The organism is Campylobacter sp. 10_1_50, from assembly GCF_000238755.1.
GTDB lineage: Bacteria > Campylobacterota > Campylobacteria > Campylobacterales > Campylobacteraceae > Campylobacter_A > Campylobacter_A concisus_R.
The window spans coordinates 672,634-689,583 of sequence record NZ_JH414887.1 but is presented as its reverse complement, the minus strand read 5'-3'; the positions used below and the strand labels follow the sequence as shown (position 1 = coordinate 689,583).

The following is a 16,950-nucleotide window of genomic DNA, read 5'->3' as shown; positions in this document are numbered from 1 at the left end:
GAAAAATGGTTCAAAATATAGACGATATTTTACAAGAGATAAACCGCGGCGTTGCCGAGATGATCGATGCTGAGAGAGTTGAAAATTTGGTTAAAAATTATTATGAAAAAGGCGAAAATTTCTACGTAAAAGCGGGCTTTGACCCAACAGCTCCAGACCTTCACCTAGGTCACACAGTCGTTTTAAACAAGATGGCTTTGCTTCAAAAACATGGCGCGATAGTGCAGTTTTTGATAGGCGATTTTACTGCTCAAATAGGCGATCCAACAGGCAAGTCAGCTACTAGAAAAAAACTAGATCAAGAGACTGTTTTAAAAAATGCCAAAACTTACGAAGAGCAAGTTTTTAAAATTTTAGATCCTAAAAAAACTGTGATAATGTTTAACTCAAAATGGTCAAATGAACTTGGCGCTGCTGGGATAATCGAGCTAACTAGCACATTTTCAGTAGCTAGGATGCTAGAGCGAGATGACTTTGAAAAGAGGATAAAAGCGGGCAATCCTATATCAATCTCTGAGTTTATGTATCCGCTTCTTCAAGGCTATGATAGCGTTGCTATGAAGTGTGACATCGAGATGGGTGGCACAGATCAGAAATTTAACCTTCTAATGGGCAGAACCTTACAGCGAACATATAATATCGGCAAAGAGCAAGCTGTCATCATGATGCCACTTCTTGAGGGGCTTGATGGCGTAAATAAGATGAGTAAGAGCCTTGGCAATTACATAGGCGTAACTGAAAATGCAAATGATATGTTTGCAAAAACGCTTAGCATAAGTGACGAGCTTATGTGGCGCTGGTACGAGCTACTAAGCACAAAAACTCTTGGCGAGATAGAAGAGCTGATGAATGACGTAAATAGCGGCAAATATCATCCAAAAAAGGCGAAAGAGGATCTTGCTTATGAGATAACAGCGAGGTATCACGGCGAGGAGGCTGCTAAGGCTGCTATGGCTGAATTTAACAGCGTTCACTCTCAAAATCAGCTCCCAACTGATATGAAAGAATTTAGCTTAAAAGCGCCGATTTGGATAGTAGAGGCCTTATCTCAGTGCGGGCTAAGTGAGTCAAACTCTCAGGCAAGGCGAGATATAAAAGCAAACGCAGTTAGCATCAATCAAGAAAAAATTAGTGATGAGCAGTTAAAATTAGGAGCAGGCGAGTATATCTTGCAGGTTGGAAAACGTAAATTTGCGAAGATAAAGGTTGAATAAATGGAGTTAAAGCCATTAAAAATAGGTAAATACGAGATAAAATACCCGATATTTCAAGGCGGTATGGGGCTTGGCATCAGCTGGGACAAACTAGCTGGCAATGTGAGCTTAGAAGGCGGTCTTGGCATAATTAGTTCAGTCGGCACAGGCTACTATGAAAACCGCAAATTTATAGATAAAGAGCTAAATGCAAAGCCTTTTGGAAGCGAAAATTTCTACTCCACAAGAGGTCTTCGAGCAGTCATAGAAAATGCACGTAAAATTTGTGGCGACTTGCCACTTGGCGTAAATATAATGTATGCTGCAAACGACTACGCAAGGGTTGTAAAAGACGCTTGCGAGGCTGGCATAAATATCATAGTCTCAGGTGCAGGCTTGCCTACAAATTTACCTGAATTTACACAAAATTTTAAAGAGATAGCACTTGTGCCGATCGTCTCAAGTGCAAAAGCACTAAAGATCATCTGTAAGCGCTGGCTTCAAAGATATGAGCGCTTGCCAGATGCTGTCGTGCTTGAAGGACCTCTAAGTGGCGGACATCAGGGCTTTACATACGAGCAGTGCCTTGATCCTGAGTTTTCGCTATATAATCTCATCCCGCAGGTAAAAGCTGAGATCAAAGAGTGGGGCGACTTCCCGCTCATCGCAGCTGGTGGAATTTGGGATAAAAACGACATCGAAAAGGCGATATCGCTTGGAGCAAATGGCGTTCAGATGGGCACACGCTTCATAGGCACTCATGAGTGCGACGCAGACATCGGCTTTAAAGAGGTCTTGCTAGCGGCTGAAGAAAAAGACATCGAGCTTATAAAGAGCCCAGTTGGCTACCCAGCTCGCGGGATAAGAACAAATTTGATAAATTTAGTCGATAAAAGAATGGGTCCAAAGATCCAGTGCATAAGCAACTGCGTGAGCCCTTGCCAAAGAGGCAAAGAGGCAAAGCAGGTGGGATACTGCATCGCAGATAGGCTATTTGACGCATATAGCGGCAAAAAGGAGAGTGGGCTATTTTTCACGGGAGCAAACGGCTACAAACTAAAAGAGCTAATAAGCGTAAAAGAGCTAATGCATAAGCTGGTACATGGTGAATGAAACGGGTTTTAATCTCTCTTTTTCTAGCATTTAGCTTTCTTTTTGCGGCGACAAATTCGGAAACTTTTGCCAAATTTGATAGAAATTTTATGGCTCTAAACAGAAGCGCAAAGATCAAGCTTCATAATGATATAAAAAATATCTACGTTGATGCGATCATTAAAAACGACAAAAACACGAAAAAGCAGGCACTTACTAGGCTAATAACAAGCTCAAAGGCACTTGGCTTTGACTCAAGCGCATATATAAGAGACCTAAATGCGATAAACGGCGTAAAAGGTGTTAGCACGCAAGCGGTTTTGCCAGCTTTAACGCTACTAAGTGCCACAAAGGTAAATGACACCTTGGTGCTTAAATTTAACACAAAGCTAGATACCGCAAGGCTCAAAACATCGTTTGCCAAACAGCAAAATGCCTACAAAAATATCATGGACATCGATGGCAGGCTAAATGGCAACCCACTAACATATAAAAATTTTATCTCAGACTACATCCACATCTCGCAGTATGACAAAAACACCGTTAGGATCATCTTTTCTGACAAGGTGCAAAAGACGATAAAAGCAAATGCGACTGGGGATTTGCTAATAATCAGCGCTCAAAATTTCATCTCAAATGAAAACGTAAGAGCACCACTTCATAAGCTTAAAAATAAAAACGAAAAGCCAGCACAAAGCGCAGTAGAGCCAAATTTAAAGTCTGAGTCAGTACAGAGTGAGCCAGCACAAAGTGAGCCAGTAGAAGAGTCTTTGCCTCCAGTTGCGGCGGGTAAGTTTTCACGCAACAAAACCATCGTCATCGACCCAGGGCATGGCGGCACAGATCCAGGTGCGGTAAATGGCAGTTTAAAAGAAAAAACAGCCGTTTTAGGTGTAGCCAAAAAGCTTGGCGAGATACTAAAATCTCGTGGCTACAAGGTCTATTTCACCAGATCAACTGATGTTTTTATAAATTTAAGATCAAGAACAAAATTTGCAAACGACAAGATGGCTGACCTCTTTGTATCCATCCACGCAAACGCCGCTCCAAACGCTGCTAAAGCAAAGAGCATGCACGGCATCGAGACATTTTTCTTATCGCCTGCAAGGAGCGAGCGCAGCAAAAACGCAGCCGCACTTGAAAACAAATCAGACATCGAAGAGATGAACTACTTTTCGCAGCAAACGTTTCTAAACGTGCTAAACCGCGAGAAGATCATCGCCTCAAACAAGCTTGGTATCGACATCCAAAAAGAAATTTTAGCAAGTGCTAGAAAGGTCTATGCAGCCAGCGACGGCAGCGTGCGAGAAGCGCCATTTTGGGTGCTCGTGGGCGCTCTTATGCCAGCGGTTCTAGTCGAGATCGGCTACATCACACATCCAGTCGAGGGCGAAAAACTCTTTGATGAGGCCTATCAAAAAGCCCTTGCAAACGGCATCGCAAACGGCATAGATGGATATTTCGCAAAAAATAGATGAAAAATGCAAATTTAAGCTTTAAAGGACAAATTCCATTTAACGAAGAGTTTGGCGATATCTACTTTAATACCGACAAGCCTTGGCTTGAGAGCGAATTTGTCTTTGCAAGCGCAATTGATGAAATTTGGCAGAGCAAAGATAGCTTTATAGTCGCCGAGACTGGCTTTGGCGCTGGGCTAAATTTCTTCACACTTTGTAAGAAATTTAAAAAAAGCCACAAAAAACTTCACTTCGTTAGTATTGAAAAAAGCCCTATTAAAAAAGAAGATCTTTTAAAAATTTATGAAAATTTAGGCATTTTTAAAGCCTATGCTAAAAAGCTAGTTTCGCTCTATCCACCGCTAATCTCAGGCATACACCGCATAAATTTTGCTCCAAATATCACCCTTGATCTTTGCTACGGCGAGGCAGATCAAATTTTGCCTGAGCTTGATTTTGCCGCTGATATATGGTTTTTAGATGGCTTTGCCCCAAGCAAAAATGGCTCGATCTGGAGCGAAGAGGTCTTTAAGCAGATCGCAAGGCTAAGCAGGGTTGGCACCATAGTTAGAACCTACTCGTGCGCAAAAATGGTAAAAGAGGGGCTAAAAAATGCTGGTTTTTTACTGAGCCTAAAAGAGGGCTACGCTAGAAAACGCCAGATGAGCAGCGCCGTGCTAGAGAAAAAGGATGAAAATTTAAAGGACGCTTGGTTTGCGAGGTGCGAGCCATTTGCCAGCGTAAAAGGCAAAACAGCGCTTATTATAGGAGCAGGAGTGGCCGGACTTGCCACAGCTGGAGAGCTAGCCAAAAATGGCTTTAAAGTGGTGATCGCCGAGGCAAAGAGTGAGGTCGCGACAAATGGCTCAGGTAATCACTGTGGCGCCTTGATGCCATTAGTTACGAAGCCTGGGGTAAATTTAGGCCGCATGCACATAAATGCGTTTTTGCAAGCAGTGAGATTTTACAAGGCAAATTTGCCAAAAAGCCTCATCAAATTTAATGGCTGCATCGACTATGCATTTGATGATGAGCTAGTTAAAAGATACGCTTCATGGCAGGATCAAAACGCGGAGGATGTTTTTAAATTTGATGAGAGTTTAAAGCCATATCCTGGGATATTTATAAAAGAGGCAGCATACGCTAGGTCAAGAGAAATTTGTAAATTTCTATCAAGTAGCTTTGAAATTTTATTTAACCATGAGTACGAAAGCAGGGCGTACCTGAAAAATGGCAAGATAAGCGTTAAATTTAAAAATAAAAAAAGCTTGGAGGCTGATATCTTGGTCTTTTGCACAGGTAGCAAAAGTAGCGAAATTTTTAAAGACTATGACATGCAAATAAGCAGCGTCCGTGGTCAAGTCACGCACCTAAAACCAGTTCTAAAAAACACTCTGCCACTAAGTGCAAAAGGCTACATCTGCCCAGCTGTAAAAGGTGTGCAAGTCATCGGTGCAACATACGCTAGAAATGAAATTTGTGACACGCCTAAAGACGAGGATAATGCTAAAAATTTAAGCGACGTGAGCGAGTTTTTTGACGCCACAAAAGCTATCATCATCGGCTCACGTGTGGGATATAGAAGTTATAGCGGAGATAGGTTTCCGATAATCGGCGCCTTACACGATGAGGAGTTTTATAAGCAAAACTACAAAGGGCTATTTTGGAGTAAAAATAAAGACAACAATCCAAAAGCAAGCTACGAAAAAAATCTCTTTTTAAATTTCGCTCACGGCTCACGTGGCCTTGGCACGGCGATACTTGGAGCAAATTTGATAACAGATCTTGTGCTTTCACGCCCACTTTGCATAGAAAGATCGCTATTTTTTGATCTTCATCCTGCTAGATTTTTGATAAGAAAGCTAAAAAAAGGACTAAAATAGTCAAATTCCTTAACATAAGTTAAGAACTGTTATCAAAACTTGCATTATAATCCTTCGCAAAAAAGGATACAACTTGAGCAAAATTTATAATCTTGACAAAGATACAAAGATAGTTGAAAAAAGCGTCGTTAGTAAAAGGCTCTTTCAAAACAAAAACGCAAGTGTAGATATATACGCATTTGATGAGGGCGAGGAGCTTGATCACGAGATGCTTTTTATAGATAGCCTTGCTTTTGTCATAGACGGCGAAGCGCAGCTTGAATACGGCGAAACGCAGATGAAGCTTGGGCGTGATGAAGCCTGCCTTATCGAGGCAAAAACCTGGCGAAAGCTTAAATTTACAAAGAAAACAAAATATTTACTAATAGATTTTAAGGAGAATGTTATGATAGATCATTTAGACAAAGCGAGTGTCTTTAGCCTCGCAGATGCCGTTAGCTACGAGAGTGGCAAGATAGTTAGCAAGACGCTTGTCAAAAACGAAAATGGCTCGATGTCGCTACTTAGTTTTGACAAAGACCAAGAGCTCTCAACCCACGCTGCCCCAGGCGATGCGCTACTTATCGCGCTTGATGGCGAGCTTGATTTAAAGATAGCTGATGAGAGCTTTCATCTAGTAAAGGGCGATAGTATCGTGCTTCCAGGTAAGATCCCACATGGCCTAAAAGTGAAAGACAAATTCAAAATGCTTCTAATCGTCACAAAAGACAAAATGTAAAAATAAGCCCTATTTTAGGGCTTTTATCTTTTATAAATCACATTAAATTTACCCTTAATAACCCAAAAAGCAAAGTCATAATATAATCCCTTTAAAATTTAAAGAAGAGCTATGAAAAAAGAAAATTCCAAACTATTTTTACTACTATTTTTGGGCGCGCTTTCAGCTTTTGGGCCATTTGTCACAGACCTTTACCTGCCAGCACTTCCAGCCATAACTGAGTGGTTTGGCACAAGCGTTTCAGCAACCCAGCTAACCCTTACGACCTCGATGGCAGGCCTTGCGATAGGTCAGCTAATAGTTGGCCCAATCAGCGATAAATTTGGGCGAAAAACACCACTTACCATCTCGCTCATCATCTACACGATTAGCACGATTTTTATATTTTTTGCGCAAAATATCCAGTTTTTTATCTTTATGCGCATCATCCAAGGGCTTGCAAGTGCGGGTAGTCTGGTTATCTCAAGAGCCGTTGTGAGCGACCTTTACAAGGGTCATGAGATGACTAAATTTTTTAGTTTGATGATGGTTGTAAATGGTCTTGCTCCGATATTTTCACCAATAGGCGGCAGCTTGCTACTTAAATTTACCGACTGGCGTGGCATCTTTATGGCGCTAACGGTCATCGGCATTTTGCTATTTATCGCAAATTTTTACTTCAAAGAGAGTCTAAACCCTGCTAACCGCCTAAAAGTGCCTTTGCTAGAGACCTACAGCGTCTTTGGCAAAATTTTAAGAAAAAAGAAATTTATGCTATTTATCGCGATCCAGACATTTACGATGGCTGCGATGTTTGCCTATATCGCGGCATCTTCTTTTATCTTACAAGAGTTTTACCTGCTAAGCCCAGTAAGTTACAGCTTTTGCTTTGCGGCAAATGGCCTAGCCATCGTCATAGGTGCTAGGCTTGCAAGTTTGCTAAATGAACGAAAAGCGCTAAAAACTGGGCTTTTTGGCACCTTGTTTGCTAGCATTTTTATAGCGTTTATGCTTTGCTTTAAATTTGAAGTGATCGGCGTTATCATCGCATTTTTCTTGCTTTTGCTCTTTACTGGCTTTATCTTACCAACGGCCTCATCACTTGCGATGAACGAGGGCAGAGAGTACGCTGGCTCGGCCTCAGCAGTGCTTGGTTTTTGCCCATTTTTCTTAGGTGGCATCATCTCGCCACTAGTTGGCCTTGGTGACATTTTTTACTCTACTTCAATAGCTATTTTAGCTTGCAGCGTGCTTGCCTTTATCTCATTTTTAGGGCTAAAAAGAGTTGCGTAAAATTTATCTTGTCTCAAACACAAAAACGGCTGATGAGAGCGTTATAAATTTAAGCGTTAGCAAGATAGAGTTTTTGAAATTTGAGATAAATTTAAGCGAATTTGACGCGCTTGTGGCAACCTCTAAAAATGCCTTTAAGGCTTTAAAATTTAATGGTATTTTGCCTATAAATTTGCCAGTTTTTGCTATCGCAAATAGTTGCGCAGCGGCTGCAAAAGAGTTTGGCTTTAGTGAAATTTACACTGGGCAAAATGCTCATGGAGATGACTTTGCAAGAGAAATTTTGCCACTTTTAAAAGGCAAAAAGGTGCTTTATCTAAAGGGCAAAGATAGCGCTTCAAATTTCTTAGAAATTTTGCAAGATGGTGGCGTAAATATAAAGTCGGTCATCGCTTATGAAAATGTCTTAAACCATTGCAAAATGGAGCTAAAACCGCCAAAAAATAGCATTTTGATCTTCGCATCTCCGATAAATGTGAGAAATTTTCTTACTAATTTTGGCTGGGACGAGAGCTATCAGACGATAAGCATCGGAAAGGTCACTGCAAAAGAGCTAAATTTTACAAAGCCACTTGTTAGTCAAAGTCAAGATATAAACGCTTGTATCGCACTTGCCAAAACGTTACTTTAAGCAAAGAATTTATATAATTTTATTGCCTGAGTGAAGCGAGTCAGCATTTTACGGGGTCCAACACTTTTTTGTTAGCGAAAAGGTATGGGTGCCTTGCGATGTGGCTTCGTTTGAGCCTTAAACAGCGAGAAGTTGCAACCTTTTGGTATCCATCTATTTGCAAGATTGGCTTTGTTTATGGGCCACTCTTCTATGCGACGCCCACTTGGGTTTTTAAATTTACGGAGATAATATGAACATTCTCATAATAGGAAGTGGCGGCCGCGAATACGCCATTGCTCTAAAACTAAAAAGCGAAAAAAATATAAATTTATACTTTGCGCCCGGAAATGGTGCGACCTCACGCCTTGGTGAGAATTTAAACATAAAAGACTTTCATGAGCTAGCAAATTTTGCCAAAAAAAATAGTATCGAGCTAACCATCGTGGGACCCGAAGCACCTCTTAGCGAAGGCGTGGTGGATATCTTTAAAAAAGAGGGTTTGCTCATCTTTGGACCAAGCAAAGCAGCTGCTAGACTTGAGGCTAGCAAGGCCTATATGAAGGACTTTTTAGCTAGAAATAATATAAAAACTGCAAAATATTTAAACACAGACGACAAAGAAAAAGCATTTAAATTTATTGATACTCTAAGCGCTCCGATGGTCGTAAAGGCTGATGGACTTTGCGCTGGAAAAGGCGTGATCATCGCAAATTCCAAAGAAGAAGCCAAAGAGGCAGTTAGCGACATGCTAAGTGGGGCTAGCTTTGGTGATGCTGGTAAATTTGTGGTGGTTGAAGAGTTTTTAGACGGCTTTGAGCTAAGCTTTTTTGCCATTTGTGACGGCGAAAATTTTGTAAGCTTACCAGTGGCGCAAGACCACAAACGCTTGCTTGATAACGACGAGGGTCCAAATACTGGCGGTATGGGCGCTTACGCTCCAAGTCCGCTTGCTTCAAAAGAGCTTATAAAAAGGGTCGAAGAAGAGGTGGTAAAACCTACGTTAAAAGGGATGAAAAACGAGGGCAGTCCGTTTTGTGGAGTGCTTTTTGTGGGGCTGATGATCGTGAAAAATGAGCCTTATGTGCTTGAGTTTAACGTGAGATTTGGCGATCCTGAGTGCGAGGTCTTGATGCCATTAATCGACGGAAATTTGAGTGAAATTTTACTAAACGCTGCAAAAGGCGAGCTAAAGCCTATTAGTTTAAAAGATGAATTTGCAGTTGGCGTGGTGATGTCTAGCAAAAATTATCCTTATAAAAGCAGCCCAAAGGCTAAAATTTCAGTTTTAAATGATGTAAAAGATGCACATATAGCTTACGCAGGCGTGAGCAAAGAGGGCGATGAAATTTACGCAGATGGGGGCAGAGTGCTAGTCTGCGTGGCAACTGCAAAGAGCATAAAAGAGGCATGTGATAAGGCCTATGAGCTTTGCGAAAATGTCAAATTTGACGGAGCGCACTTTAGAAAAGATATAGCGTGGCAGGCTCTAAAATGAGTATGCAGATAGAAGAGAAGCTTCAAAACGAAGAAATTTCACTTGCTCCTTTTGCTAAGAGGATCATGGCGTTTTCTATCGATGAGATCATAGTTTCGTTTCTTTTTATGATCATCTATTGGGAGCCTCTTTCTACTAGCACTAACTATGATGACGCTAGAAATTTAGTATTAAATTTATTTTGGCAAGTGGTAGCTTTAAAAGTCATCTATCACACATTTTTTGTTTGGTATTATGGCGCAAGCCTCGGGCAGATGCTAACAAAGACGATGTGTATAAATGTAGAAATTTTAGATAAGCCAAATTTAACTCAAAGTCTTGTTAGGGCGATATTTAGGATAGTTAGTGAAGCTTGTTTTTATCTTGGCTTTGCTTGGGCACTTTCAAACCCTGCAAGGCAGACGTGGCAAGACAAAATAGCAAAAACAGTGGTGATAAATGCGTAAAATTTTATTTTTAATTCCGGTTTGTGTTTTTAGTTTAAGTGCAGCAGTGCAAGATGTGCAGCTATTGGCTGATGATGTGAAACAAGATAAGGGCATCGTAACGGCAAACAAAAATGTCGTTGTATATTCGCAAGAGTATCTTGTGACGGCTGATTGCGCTGTTTATGATCAAAACAACTCAGTCATTGAGCTCTTTGGCAATGTCAATATGATGAAAGGCAAAGATGAGGTCTCTCGCTCAAACTACGCTAAGCTAAATTTGAAAAACAACAACGCTGCTTTTGAGTCGCTCTTTATGATGAACAAAGACATGGAAGTGTGGATGAGAAGCGATGAGAGCAGCTCTGATAGTGAGTACTACAGAGTAAGAAAGGCGATGGTTTCAAGCTGCAACGTCCAAGATCCTGACTGGAGCATCACCTCAAGCTCAGCCATGCTAAACAAACAGAGTAAATTTCTGCACCTTTTTAACCCAGTCTTTCGCATAGCAAACGTGCCAGTCTTTTACTTGCCATACTTTGGCTTCTCAACCGATACTACAAGAAGGACAGGCCTTTTGCCACCAGAGCTTGGATATGGCAAGTCAGAGGGCTTTTACTACAAACAACCAGTCTATTTTGCACCTTATAATGAGTGGGATCTGGAGTTTGATCCGCAGATAAGAACAAACAGGGGCGCTGGAATTTATGGTGCTTTTAGATTTACTGATTCGCCTGATTCAAGAGGCGAGATCAGCTTTGGTTCATTTACTGATAAAAACAGTTACCGAGCCAAGCAAAAAAGCGAGACTTCAAACAGAGCTGAGCTAAAAAACAAAACTCACAAAGGTGTCGGACTAAAATATGAAAGAGATAAACTCATAAAATACCTTAGCGAGGCCGATCTGCAAGAGGGCATGTGGATAGATGCAACCAAACTAAATGACATAGACTATCTAAATTTAAAGGGCAAAGATGATGACTACGACTCACTTGTGACCTCTAAATTTAACTACTTCATAGCAAATGACGATCACTACTTTGGTGCCTATGCGAAATACTACATAGATACTGAAAAGATCGGCTCAAAGAACGAAAACAAAGATACGCTTCAAGAGCTTCCGTCGCTTCAGTATCATAAATTTACAGACGATATAGTCTTGCCAAATATCTTATATTCAATCGATCTTCAATCGCATAGATATGATAGAAAAATAGGCGTTAGAGCAACTCAGTATGAATTTACGTTGCCAGCTTCAGTGCATGTGCCACTATTTGATGATAGCCTAACGTTTTCATTTTACGAGTACCTTTACGCTTCAAGGATAAACTACGAAAACAAGATAAATTCATTTGATGACAAAAGAGAAGACAAACACGAAAATTTTGTAAATAACTACCATAAATTTGCCCTTCACACAGACCTTGCAAAGGCGTATGAGAGCTTTTATCACACTTTAAATTTTGGTGCTGAGTATTTGTTACCAGGCTACAGAAAAGGAAATTTAGACGACGAGTTTATCTATGACAAAGATCTAAATGAGTATGAAAATTTCTTAGCTCAAGATCAGAGCAAAGAGGAAGTTTCTGGCTATTTGACGCAGTATTTCTTTAACGGCAGTGGCAGAAAGGTTGTCAAACACAGCATCTCACAAGGTTACTACACAAAAGATGATGAGTATTCAAATTTAAAAAATGCCATCTACCTATATCCGTTTGAGAATTTTAGCGTTTATAACAAGCTTGAGTACTCGCATAAAGACAGAGAGCTTAAAAAGGTGCAAAACGGACTTTACTATACGCACGATCTATTTTGGATAAATATGCTCCATACGATGAAAAAGAGCGATAGTAAGGCTAAAAATAGCGCAACAAAAGATAGTTACTTTACCAGTAGCGCTGGCGTGAAGCTCCCTCATCAATATAGCTTAATTGGCGGCTGGCAATACGACCTTGAGAGGAGCTACACAAAGAGCTGGAGAGTTGGCGTGCTTCATCAAAGGAAGTGCTGGAACTACGGGCTAATTTATCAACACGATGTCGAGCCGACAACAACGACAAATGGCTCAGCCTCAACTAAGAAAAGTGGCATCTACTTTACTATAAATTTCTACCCGATGGGCGGCTTGCACTATGACTTTTCACAAAGCAGCACCACTTCATCAAGTAGCAAATAAGATGGCTAGATAAATGGCAAGCGTTAAATTTAAAGATCAACTAGATGCAGCTAACAAGCTCATCGAGATCTTGCCAAAAAAAGAGCTAAATGACGCTAAGACGATAGTTCTTTGCATGTCGCTTGAGTCAGTTATCCTGACTGATGTGGTTTGCAGGGGATTAAATTTAAGCTACGAGATGCTCTTTAGCGAGCCAATCCCTGCGCCAAACAACAGCGAATGCGACGTAGCGATAGTTAGCGAAACTGAGGACATCGTGCTAAACGATCCTCTCATAAAGGCTTTTAACATAAGCTATGACTACATCTACGGCGAAGCACATAGAAAATATGAAGAGAAAATTTTAAAAAATGTCTATAAATACAGAAAAGGAAATTTGATAGGAGAGCTAAAGGGCAAGAATATTTTACTGATCGATGAGGGGTGTGAGACTGGCATGACGGCACTCATCTGCATAAAGACGCTGCTTGATGTGAAGGTAAAATCCATCTCATACGCAACGCCGATGATAGCCACTGATGTCTTTGCAAATTTAAATGATATGGTCGATGAAATTTACACGATAAACAAGATCGTTGATTTTATCGATGTGGATTCGTATTACGAGAAAAAGATCGAGGCTACGAGCGAGCGCATCATGTCGATATTAGAAGAAAGCCCTCACTATTTACCGTTACAAAAACAACAAGGAGATAAAAATAATGCAATATAGTATAGAAGTCAATAATCAGGTCGAAATTTTTGACCTTAATAAAGTAGCTAAACAAGCTAGTGGGGCAGTGCTTTTAAGGGTGAAAAACACCGTAGTTTTAGCAACTGTGGCAAGAGAAGATGTGCAAGTTGAAGAGGACTTTTTACCTCTAACCGTGCAATACATCGAAAAAGCTTACGCTGCTGGCAAAATTCCAGGCGGTTACGTCAAGCGTGAGACCAAGCCAGGCGACTTTGAGACGCTAACAGCTCGCATCATAGATAGATCACTTCGCCCACTTTTCCCAAAAGGCTACGCTTACCCAACACAGATCGTTGTCATGGTGCTTTCAGCTGATCCTGAGGTTGATCTGCAAGTTGTGAGCCTAAATGCGGCTTCAGTTGCACTTTACCTTAGTGACATCCCTGTAAATCGCCCAGTTTGTGGCGTAAGAGTTGGCTATATAGATGATAAATTTGTTATCAATCCAAGCAACTCTGAGCTAAAACAAAGCGCGATCGATCTTTATGTTGCTGGCACAAAAGATGAGCTTTTGATGATCGAGATGAGAAGCTTGCCTCAGCAAACTACGCAGCTCATACCGATGGTAGCGATCGAGCCGATGATAGATCCAAGCCTAAGCGATAGCATGGCGCAAAAGCAAGTGATGAATGAATTTAGTGAAGATAAGATGGTTGAGGCGATCGACTTTGCTGGCAAAGCTATACTAAGAGCTAGCAGCGCTTATGAAGAGGCGTTTAAAGAGCACAAAAAAGAGGACGCTGCACTTGAGCTAAAACCAGAGATAGAAAACGAAAATATCGCTATTTACATCGATAAATTTTATAAGGCTGAGGTTAAAAACGCGATCAATCAAATGGCAAAGAGCGAGCGTGCAAGCGAGCTTGGCAAGATCGCTAAGCAAATTTCAAGCGATGAGGTAGCTCAAAAAGAGGGCTGGGACGAGGCTGTCATCTCAAATGTCCTTGGTAAATATAAAAAGAAAATAGTAAGAGAGCAGATCATAAACGAGGGTGTTAGAGCCGACGGACGTGGGCTTGAAGAGGTTAGACCTATTAGCATCGAGACAAATGTCCTTCCAAACGCTCACGGCTCATGCCTCTTTACAAGAGGTCAGACTCAAGCGCTAGTTGTCGCCACTCTTGGCACAGATAGTGATGCTCAGATGTATGACATCCTAACTGAAAAAGCTCCTTTGGTTGAGAAATTTATGTTTAACTACAACTTCCCAGGCTTTAGCGTCGGCGAAGCAAGCCCACTTAAAGCTCCTGGCAGACGTGAGCTTGGACATGGAAATTTAGCCAAACGTGCCCTTGCTCCAAGCATCGATCTAGCATCTCCATATACGATAAGAGTCGTTTCAGAAATTTTAGAGAGCAACGGCTCAAGCTCTATGGCTAGCGTTTGCGGTGGTTCGCTCGCACTTAGAGCTGCTGGTGTCAATACCCAAAAACTTGTCGCTGGTGTTGCGATGGGTCTTATATTTGAAGGCGAGAAGCACGCTGTTTTAACCGACATCATGGGCCTTGAAGACCACGACGGCGATATGGACTTTAAAGTTGCTGGTACAAGTGATGGCATTACGGCGCTTCAGATGGACATCAAGCTTGGAGGCATCAGCCTAGAAGTGCTAAAAGAGGCGCTTTATCAAGCAAAACGCGGCAGAGAGCACATCCTTGCTCTAATGACACAGGCTGATAAAAATATAGAGATAAACGAGGATGTATTGCCAAAACTTGAGCTATTTAACGTTGATCCAAGTAAGATCGTAGATATCATCGGTCAAGCTGGCAAGACTATAAAAGAGATCATCGAGAAATTTGAGGTTTCGATCGACCTTGATAGAGAAAAAGGCGAGGTTAAAATCGCAGGCGGCGCTAAGAAAAACGTCGATGCAGCAAAAGACTACATCATCTCTATCACTTCAAAAGAGAACTCTCGCTCATTTGGCAAAAAGCCGTTTAAACACGACAAGGACCGTGTAAAACCGACATTTAATATCGGAGATGAGTTTGTTGGAAGCGTAAAAAGCGTGGTTGATTTTGGAGTGTTTATCGAGTTAAAAGACGGTGTTGATGGTCTGCTTCACATCTCAAAGATAAAGAGCCCATTAAATGTAGGCGATCAGGTAAAAGTGTGTGTGAGCGAGCAAAAAGGAAACAAAATTTCGCTCTCTTTGGTTGAATAAATTTTTAAAGGATAGATGATGAAATACAAAAAGTTGCTTTTTCCAATAGGAGCGGGGGACGATATCGAGCCAAGAATTTACGGTGCTTTAAAGGTTGCACAATGGTTTAAAGCTCACATGGAGATCCTTACTTGCCAACTAGATCCAAGCGTGGTTTATAATATGAAAATGACGCTTCGTGGTGGAGTGCTTTTTGAGGAATTTTTAAAATCAGCCAAGTCAGAGCTTGCGGTTGAGCACGAAGAGAACGAGAAGCTTTTTAATAAAATTTGCGCTGAGCTTGGCATAAAGGTAAGCGATGAGATCATTGAAGATGTTTGCACTGCAAATTTCACGATCCACAGCGGAAAAAGAAGCGCTATAGTTGAGCAAGAGAGTAAATTTTGCGATCTAGTCGTAGCTGCAGTACCACTTGATGGTAAGATCACAGGTACATTTGAGTCAGCTGTTTTAAAAAGCGGCAAAAATGCTATCGTTATCCCTAGAAAGTTACGTGAATTTAAGGCTGATAACATCCTTGTAAGCTGGACAGGAACGACTCAAAGCTCAAGAGCCCTAACTGGCGCGATCGATCTTTTAAAGAGCGCTAAAAAGGTTCAATGTATCACTTCAAAAGCAAGCCTTGGCGATAACGCCGAGCTAAATCTTAAAAAGCTTGAAGAGTATTTTAAAATTCATGGTATTAGCGCGTCTTTTGAGATCATAGCAACTACAATGATACCTGGTGAGGCACTTTTAAAAGCTGCAAATGATAGAAACGCAGATCTCATCGTAGCCAGCAGATACGGCGAAAACGGACTAATGGAGATGGTCCTTGGCGGAACATCAAGATTTTTCTTAGAACATACAAATATCCCAGTTTATCTATAATGGATTGCGGCTTAGTCCGCGATCTAATTTATTATTTTGCAAATTTTAAACCTTCATTCACTCGCAAGAATTAACTACTAAAATTTGACTTCGCTTGCAGCTTAGCTCAAATTTTAGAGCCGAAATTACTCGCTCATGAAAATTTAAAATTTACTCGAGCTTCTCTTGTAAAAATATTTTTAATTTGTAATTAGAAATTTTAAAATTTGGTAGATAATTTTTGAGTGTTAAATTTGAAATTTATAGATAGTTCTTGAATATTAAATTTAAAGTCCAGAATTTAAAAATATACAAATTCCAACCCAGTCTAAACTAGGTTGGAGTTTATTGAGTAGTTTTTCATTAAACAAATTTGAGTTTATTTAAAACCCCAAACCAAAAGTGTTTTAGAATTTATTCTTCCTAACCTCTTCAACTATAGCTTTAGCCATCTCATCTACTTCTGATGTTACTTCGTTAGCTTGGTTTGCAATTACCACGTTTTCTTTTGTTAGATTATCTATTTGAGCAACTGATTGATTTATCATATTTATGCCTTCACTTTGCTCTTTGATTGATTCACTCATCTCATTTATTGATTGAGCTAGGACATTTGCATTTGCCTCTATTTCACCAAGTGATTTTTGAGTTCTTTCTGCTAGTTTTCTAACTTCATCAGCCACTACGGCAAATCCTCTACCATGTTCTCCTGCTCTTGCTGCTTCTATTGCAGCATTAAGAGCAAGTAAATTTGTTTGATCTGCTATATCTCTTATTATTACGATGATATTTTTTATCTCTTCGGATTGTCTTGTTACATCTTCTGCTTTTTGACTTATTGCATTCATTGAGCTAGACATTTGTTCAACTGCAGCAG

Annotated in this window: 14 protein-coding genes; 13 read left to right on the top strand and 1 reads right to left on the bottom strand. The window is 40.6% G+C overall.

The window, feature by feature from the left end:
• Nucleotides 1–5 precede the first annotated feature (5 nt).
• The 13 genes from tyrS (at nt 6) to HMPREF1019_RS03405 (ending at nt 16,094) form a co-directional block, all read left to right on the top strand.
• Nucleotides 6–1,214, top strand: a complete 1,209-nt coding sequence (gene tyrS / locus HMPREF1019_RS03465) for a tyrosine--tRNA ligase (RefSeq protein WP_009294282.1) — start codon at nt 6–8, stop codon at nt 1,212–1,214.
• Nucleotides 1,215–2,306, top strand: coding sequence for a nitronate monooxygenase (locus HMPREF1019_RS03460; protein WP_009294281.1), 1,092 nt, complete (start codon nt 1,215–1,217; stop codon nt 2,304–2,306).
• The gene (locus HMPREF1019_RS03455) at nt 2,303–3,763 is read left to right on the top strand and encodes an N-acetylmuramoyl-L-alanine amidase family protein (RefSeq protein ID WP_009294280.1); all 1,461 of its coding nucleotides are present in this window, start codon (nt 2,303–2,305) and stop codon (nt 3,761–3,763) included. Before HMPREF1019_RS03460 ends, HMPREF1019_RS03455 begins: the two co-directional genes overlap by 4 nt.
• Entirely contained in the window at nt 3,760–5,625 is a 1,866-nt protein-coding gene (gene mnmC, locus HMPREF1019_RS03450) for a bifunctional tRNA (5-methylaminomethyl-2-thiouridine)(34)-methyltransferase MnmD/FAD-dependent 5-carboxymethylaminomethyl-2-thiouridine(34) oxidoreductase MnmC (protein ID WP_009294279.1), read from the top strand. The genes HMPREF1019_RS03455 and mnmC overlap by 4 nt, the downstream gene beginning before the upstream one ends.
• A gap of 73 nt (nt 5,626–5,698) precedes the next feature.
• Complete coding sequence (locus HMPREF1019_RS03445) at nt 5,699–6,343, top strand: cupin domain-containing protein (RefSeq protein ID WP_009294278.1); 645 nt, start codon at nt 5,699–5,701, stop codon at nt 6,341–6,343.
• A gap of 111 nt (nt 6,344–6,454) precedes the next feature.
• A complete protein-coding gene (locus HMPREF1019_RS03440; protein ID WP_009294277.1) occupies nt 6,455–7,615 on the top strand; it encodes a multidrug effflux MFS transporter in 1,161 nt (386 codons plus the stop codon).
• Entirely contained in the window at nt 7,608–8,246 is a 639-nt protein-coding gene (locus tag HMPREF1019_RS03435; protein ID WP_009294276.1) for a uroporphyrinogen-III synthase, read from the top strand. The genes HMPREF1019_RS03440 and HMPREF1019_RS03435 overlap by 8 nt, the downstream gene beginning before the upstream one ends.
• A 232-nt stretch (nt 8,247–8,478) precedes the next feature.
• Nucleotides 8,479–9,723, top strand: a complete 1,245-nt coding sequence (purD, locus tag HMPREF1019_RS03430) for a phosphoribosylamine--glycine ligase (protein ID WP_009294275.1) — start codon at nt 8,479–8,481, stop codon at nt 9,721–9,723.
• Entirely contained in the window at nt 9,720–10,169 is a 450-nt protein-coding gene (locus HMPREF1019_RS03425) for an RDD family protein (protein WP_009294274.1), read from the top strand. The genes purD and HMPREF1019_RS03425 overlap by 4 nt, the downstream gene beginning before the upstream one ends.
• Nucleotides 10,162–12,324 carry an LPS-assembly protein LptD gene (locus tag HMPREF1019_RS03420; protein WP_009294273.1) on the top strand — a complete coding sequence of 721 codons (2,163 nt, stop codon included), beginning with the start codon at nt 10,162–10,164 and terminating at the stop codon, nt 12,322–12,324. The genes HMPREF1019_RS03425 and HMPREF1019_RS03420 overlap by 8 nt, the downstream gene beginning before the upstream one ends.
• A gap of 13 nt (nt 12,325–12,337) precedes the next feature.
• Complete coding sequence (locus HMPREF1019_RS03415) at nt 12,338–13,036, top strand: sodium:proton antiporter (protein WP_002941705.1); 699 nt, start codon at nt 12,338–12,340, stop codon at nt 13,034–13,036.
• Complete coding sequence (locus HMPREF1019_RS03410; protein WP_009294272.1) at nt 13,026–15,224, top strand: polyribonucleotide nucleotidyltransferase; 2,199 nt, start codon at nt 13,026–13,028, stop codon at nt 15,222–15,224. The genes HMPREF1019_RS03415 and HMPREF1019_RS03410 overlap by 11 nt, the downstream gene beginning before the upstream one ends.
• Nucleotides 15,225–15,242: 18 nt before the next feature.
• Nucleotides 15,243–16,094, top strand: a complete 852-nt coding sequence (locus tag HMPREF1019_RS03405) for a universal stress protein (protein ID WP_009294271.1) — start codon at nt 15,243–15,245, stop codon at nt 16,092–16,094.
• Between the two features lie 386 nt (nt 16,095–16,480).
• On the opposite strand, the gene HMPREF1019_RS03400 is transcribed toward HMPREF1019_RS03405, so the two are convergent.
• Nucleotides 16,481–16,950 (bottom strand): methyl-accepting chemotaxis protein (locus HMPREF1019_RS03400; protein WP_009294270.1); only part of this gene is annotated, 470 nt, incomplete at its 5' end.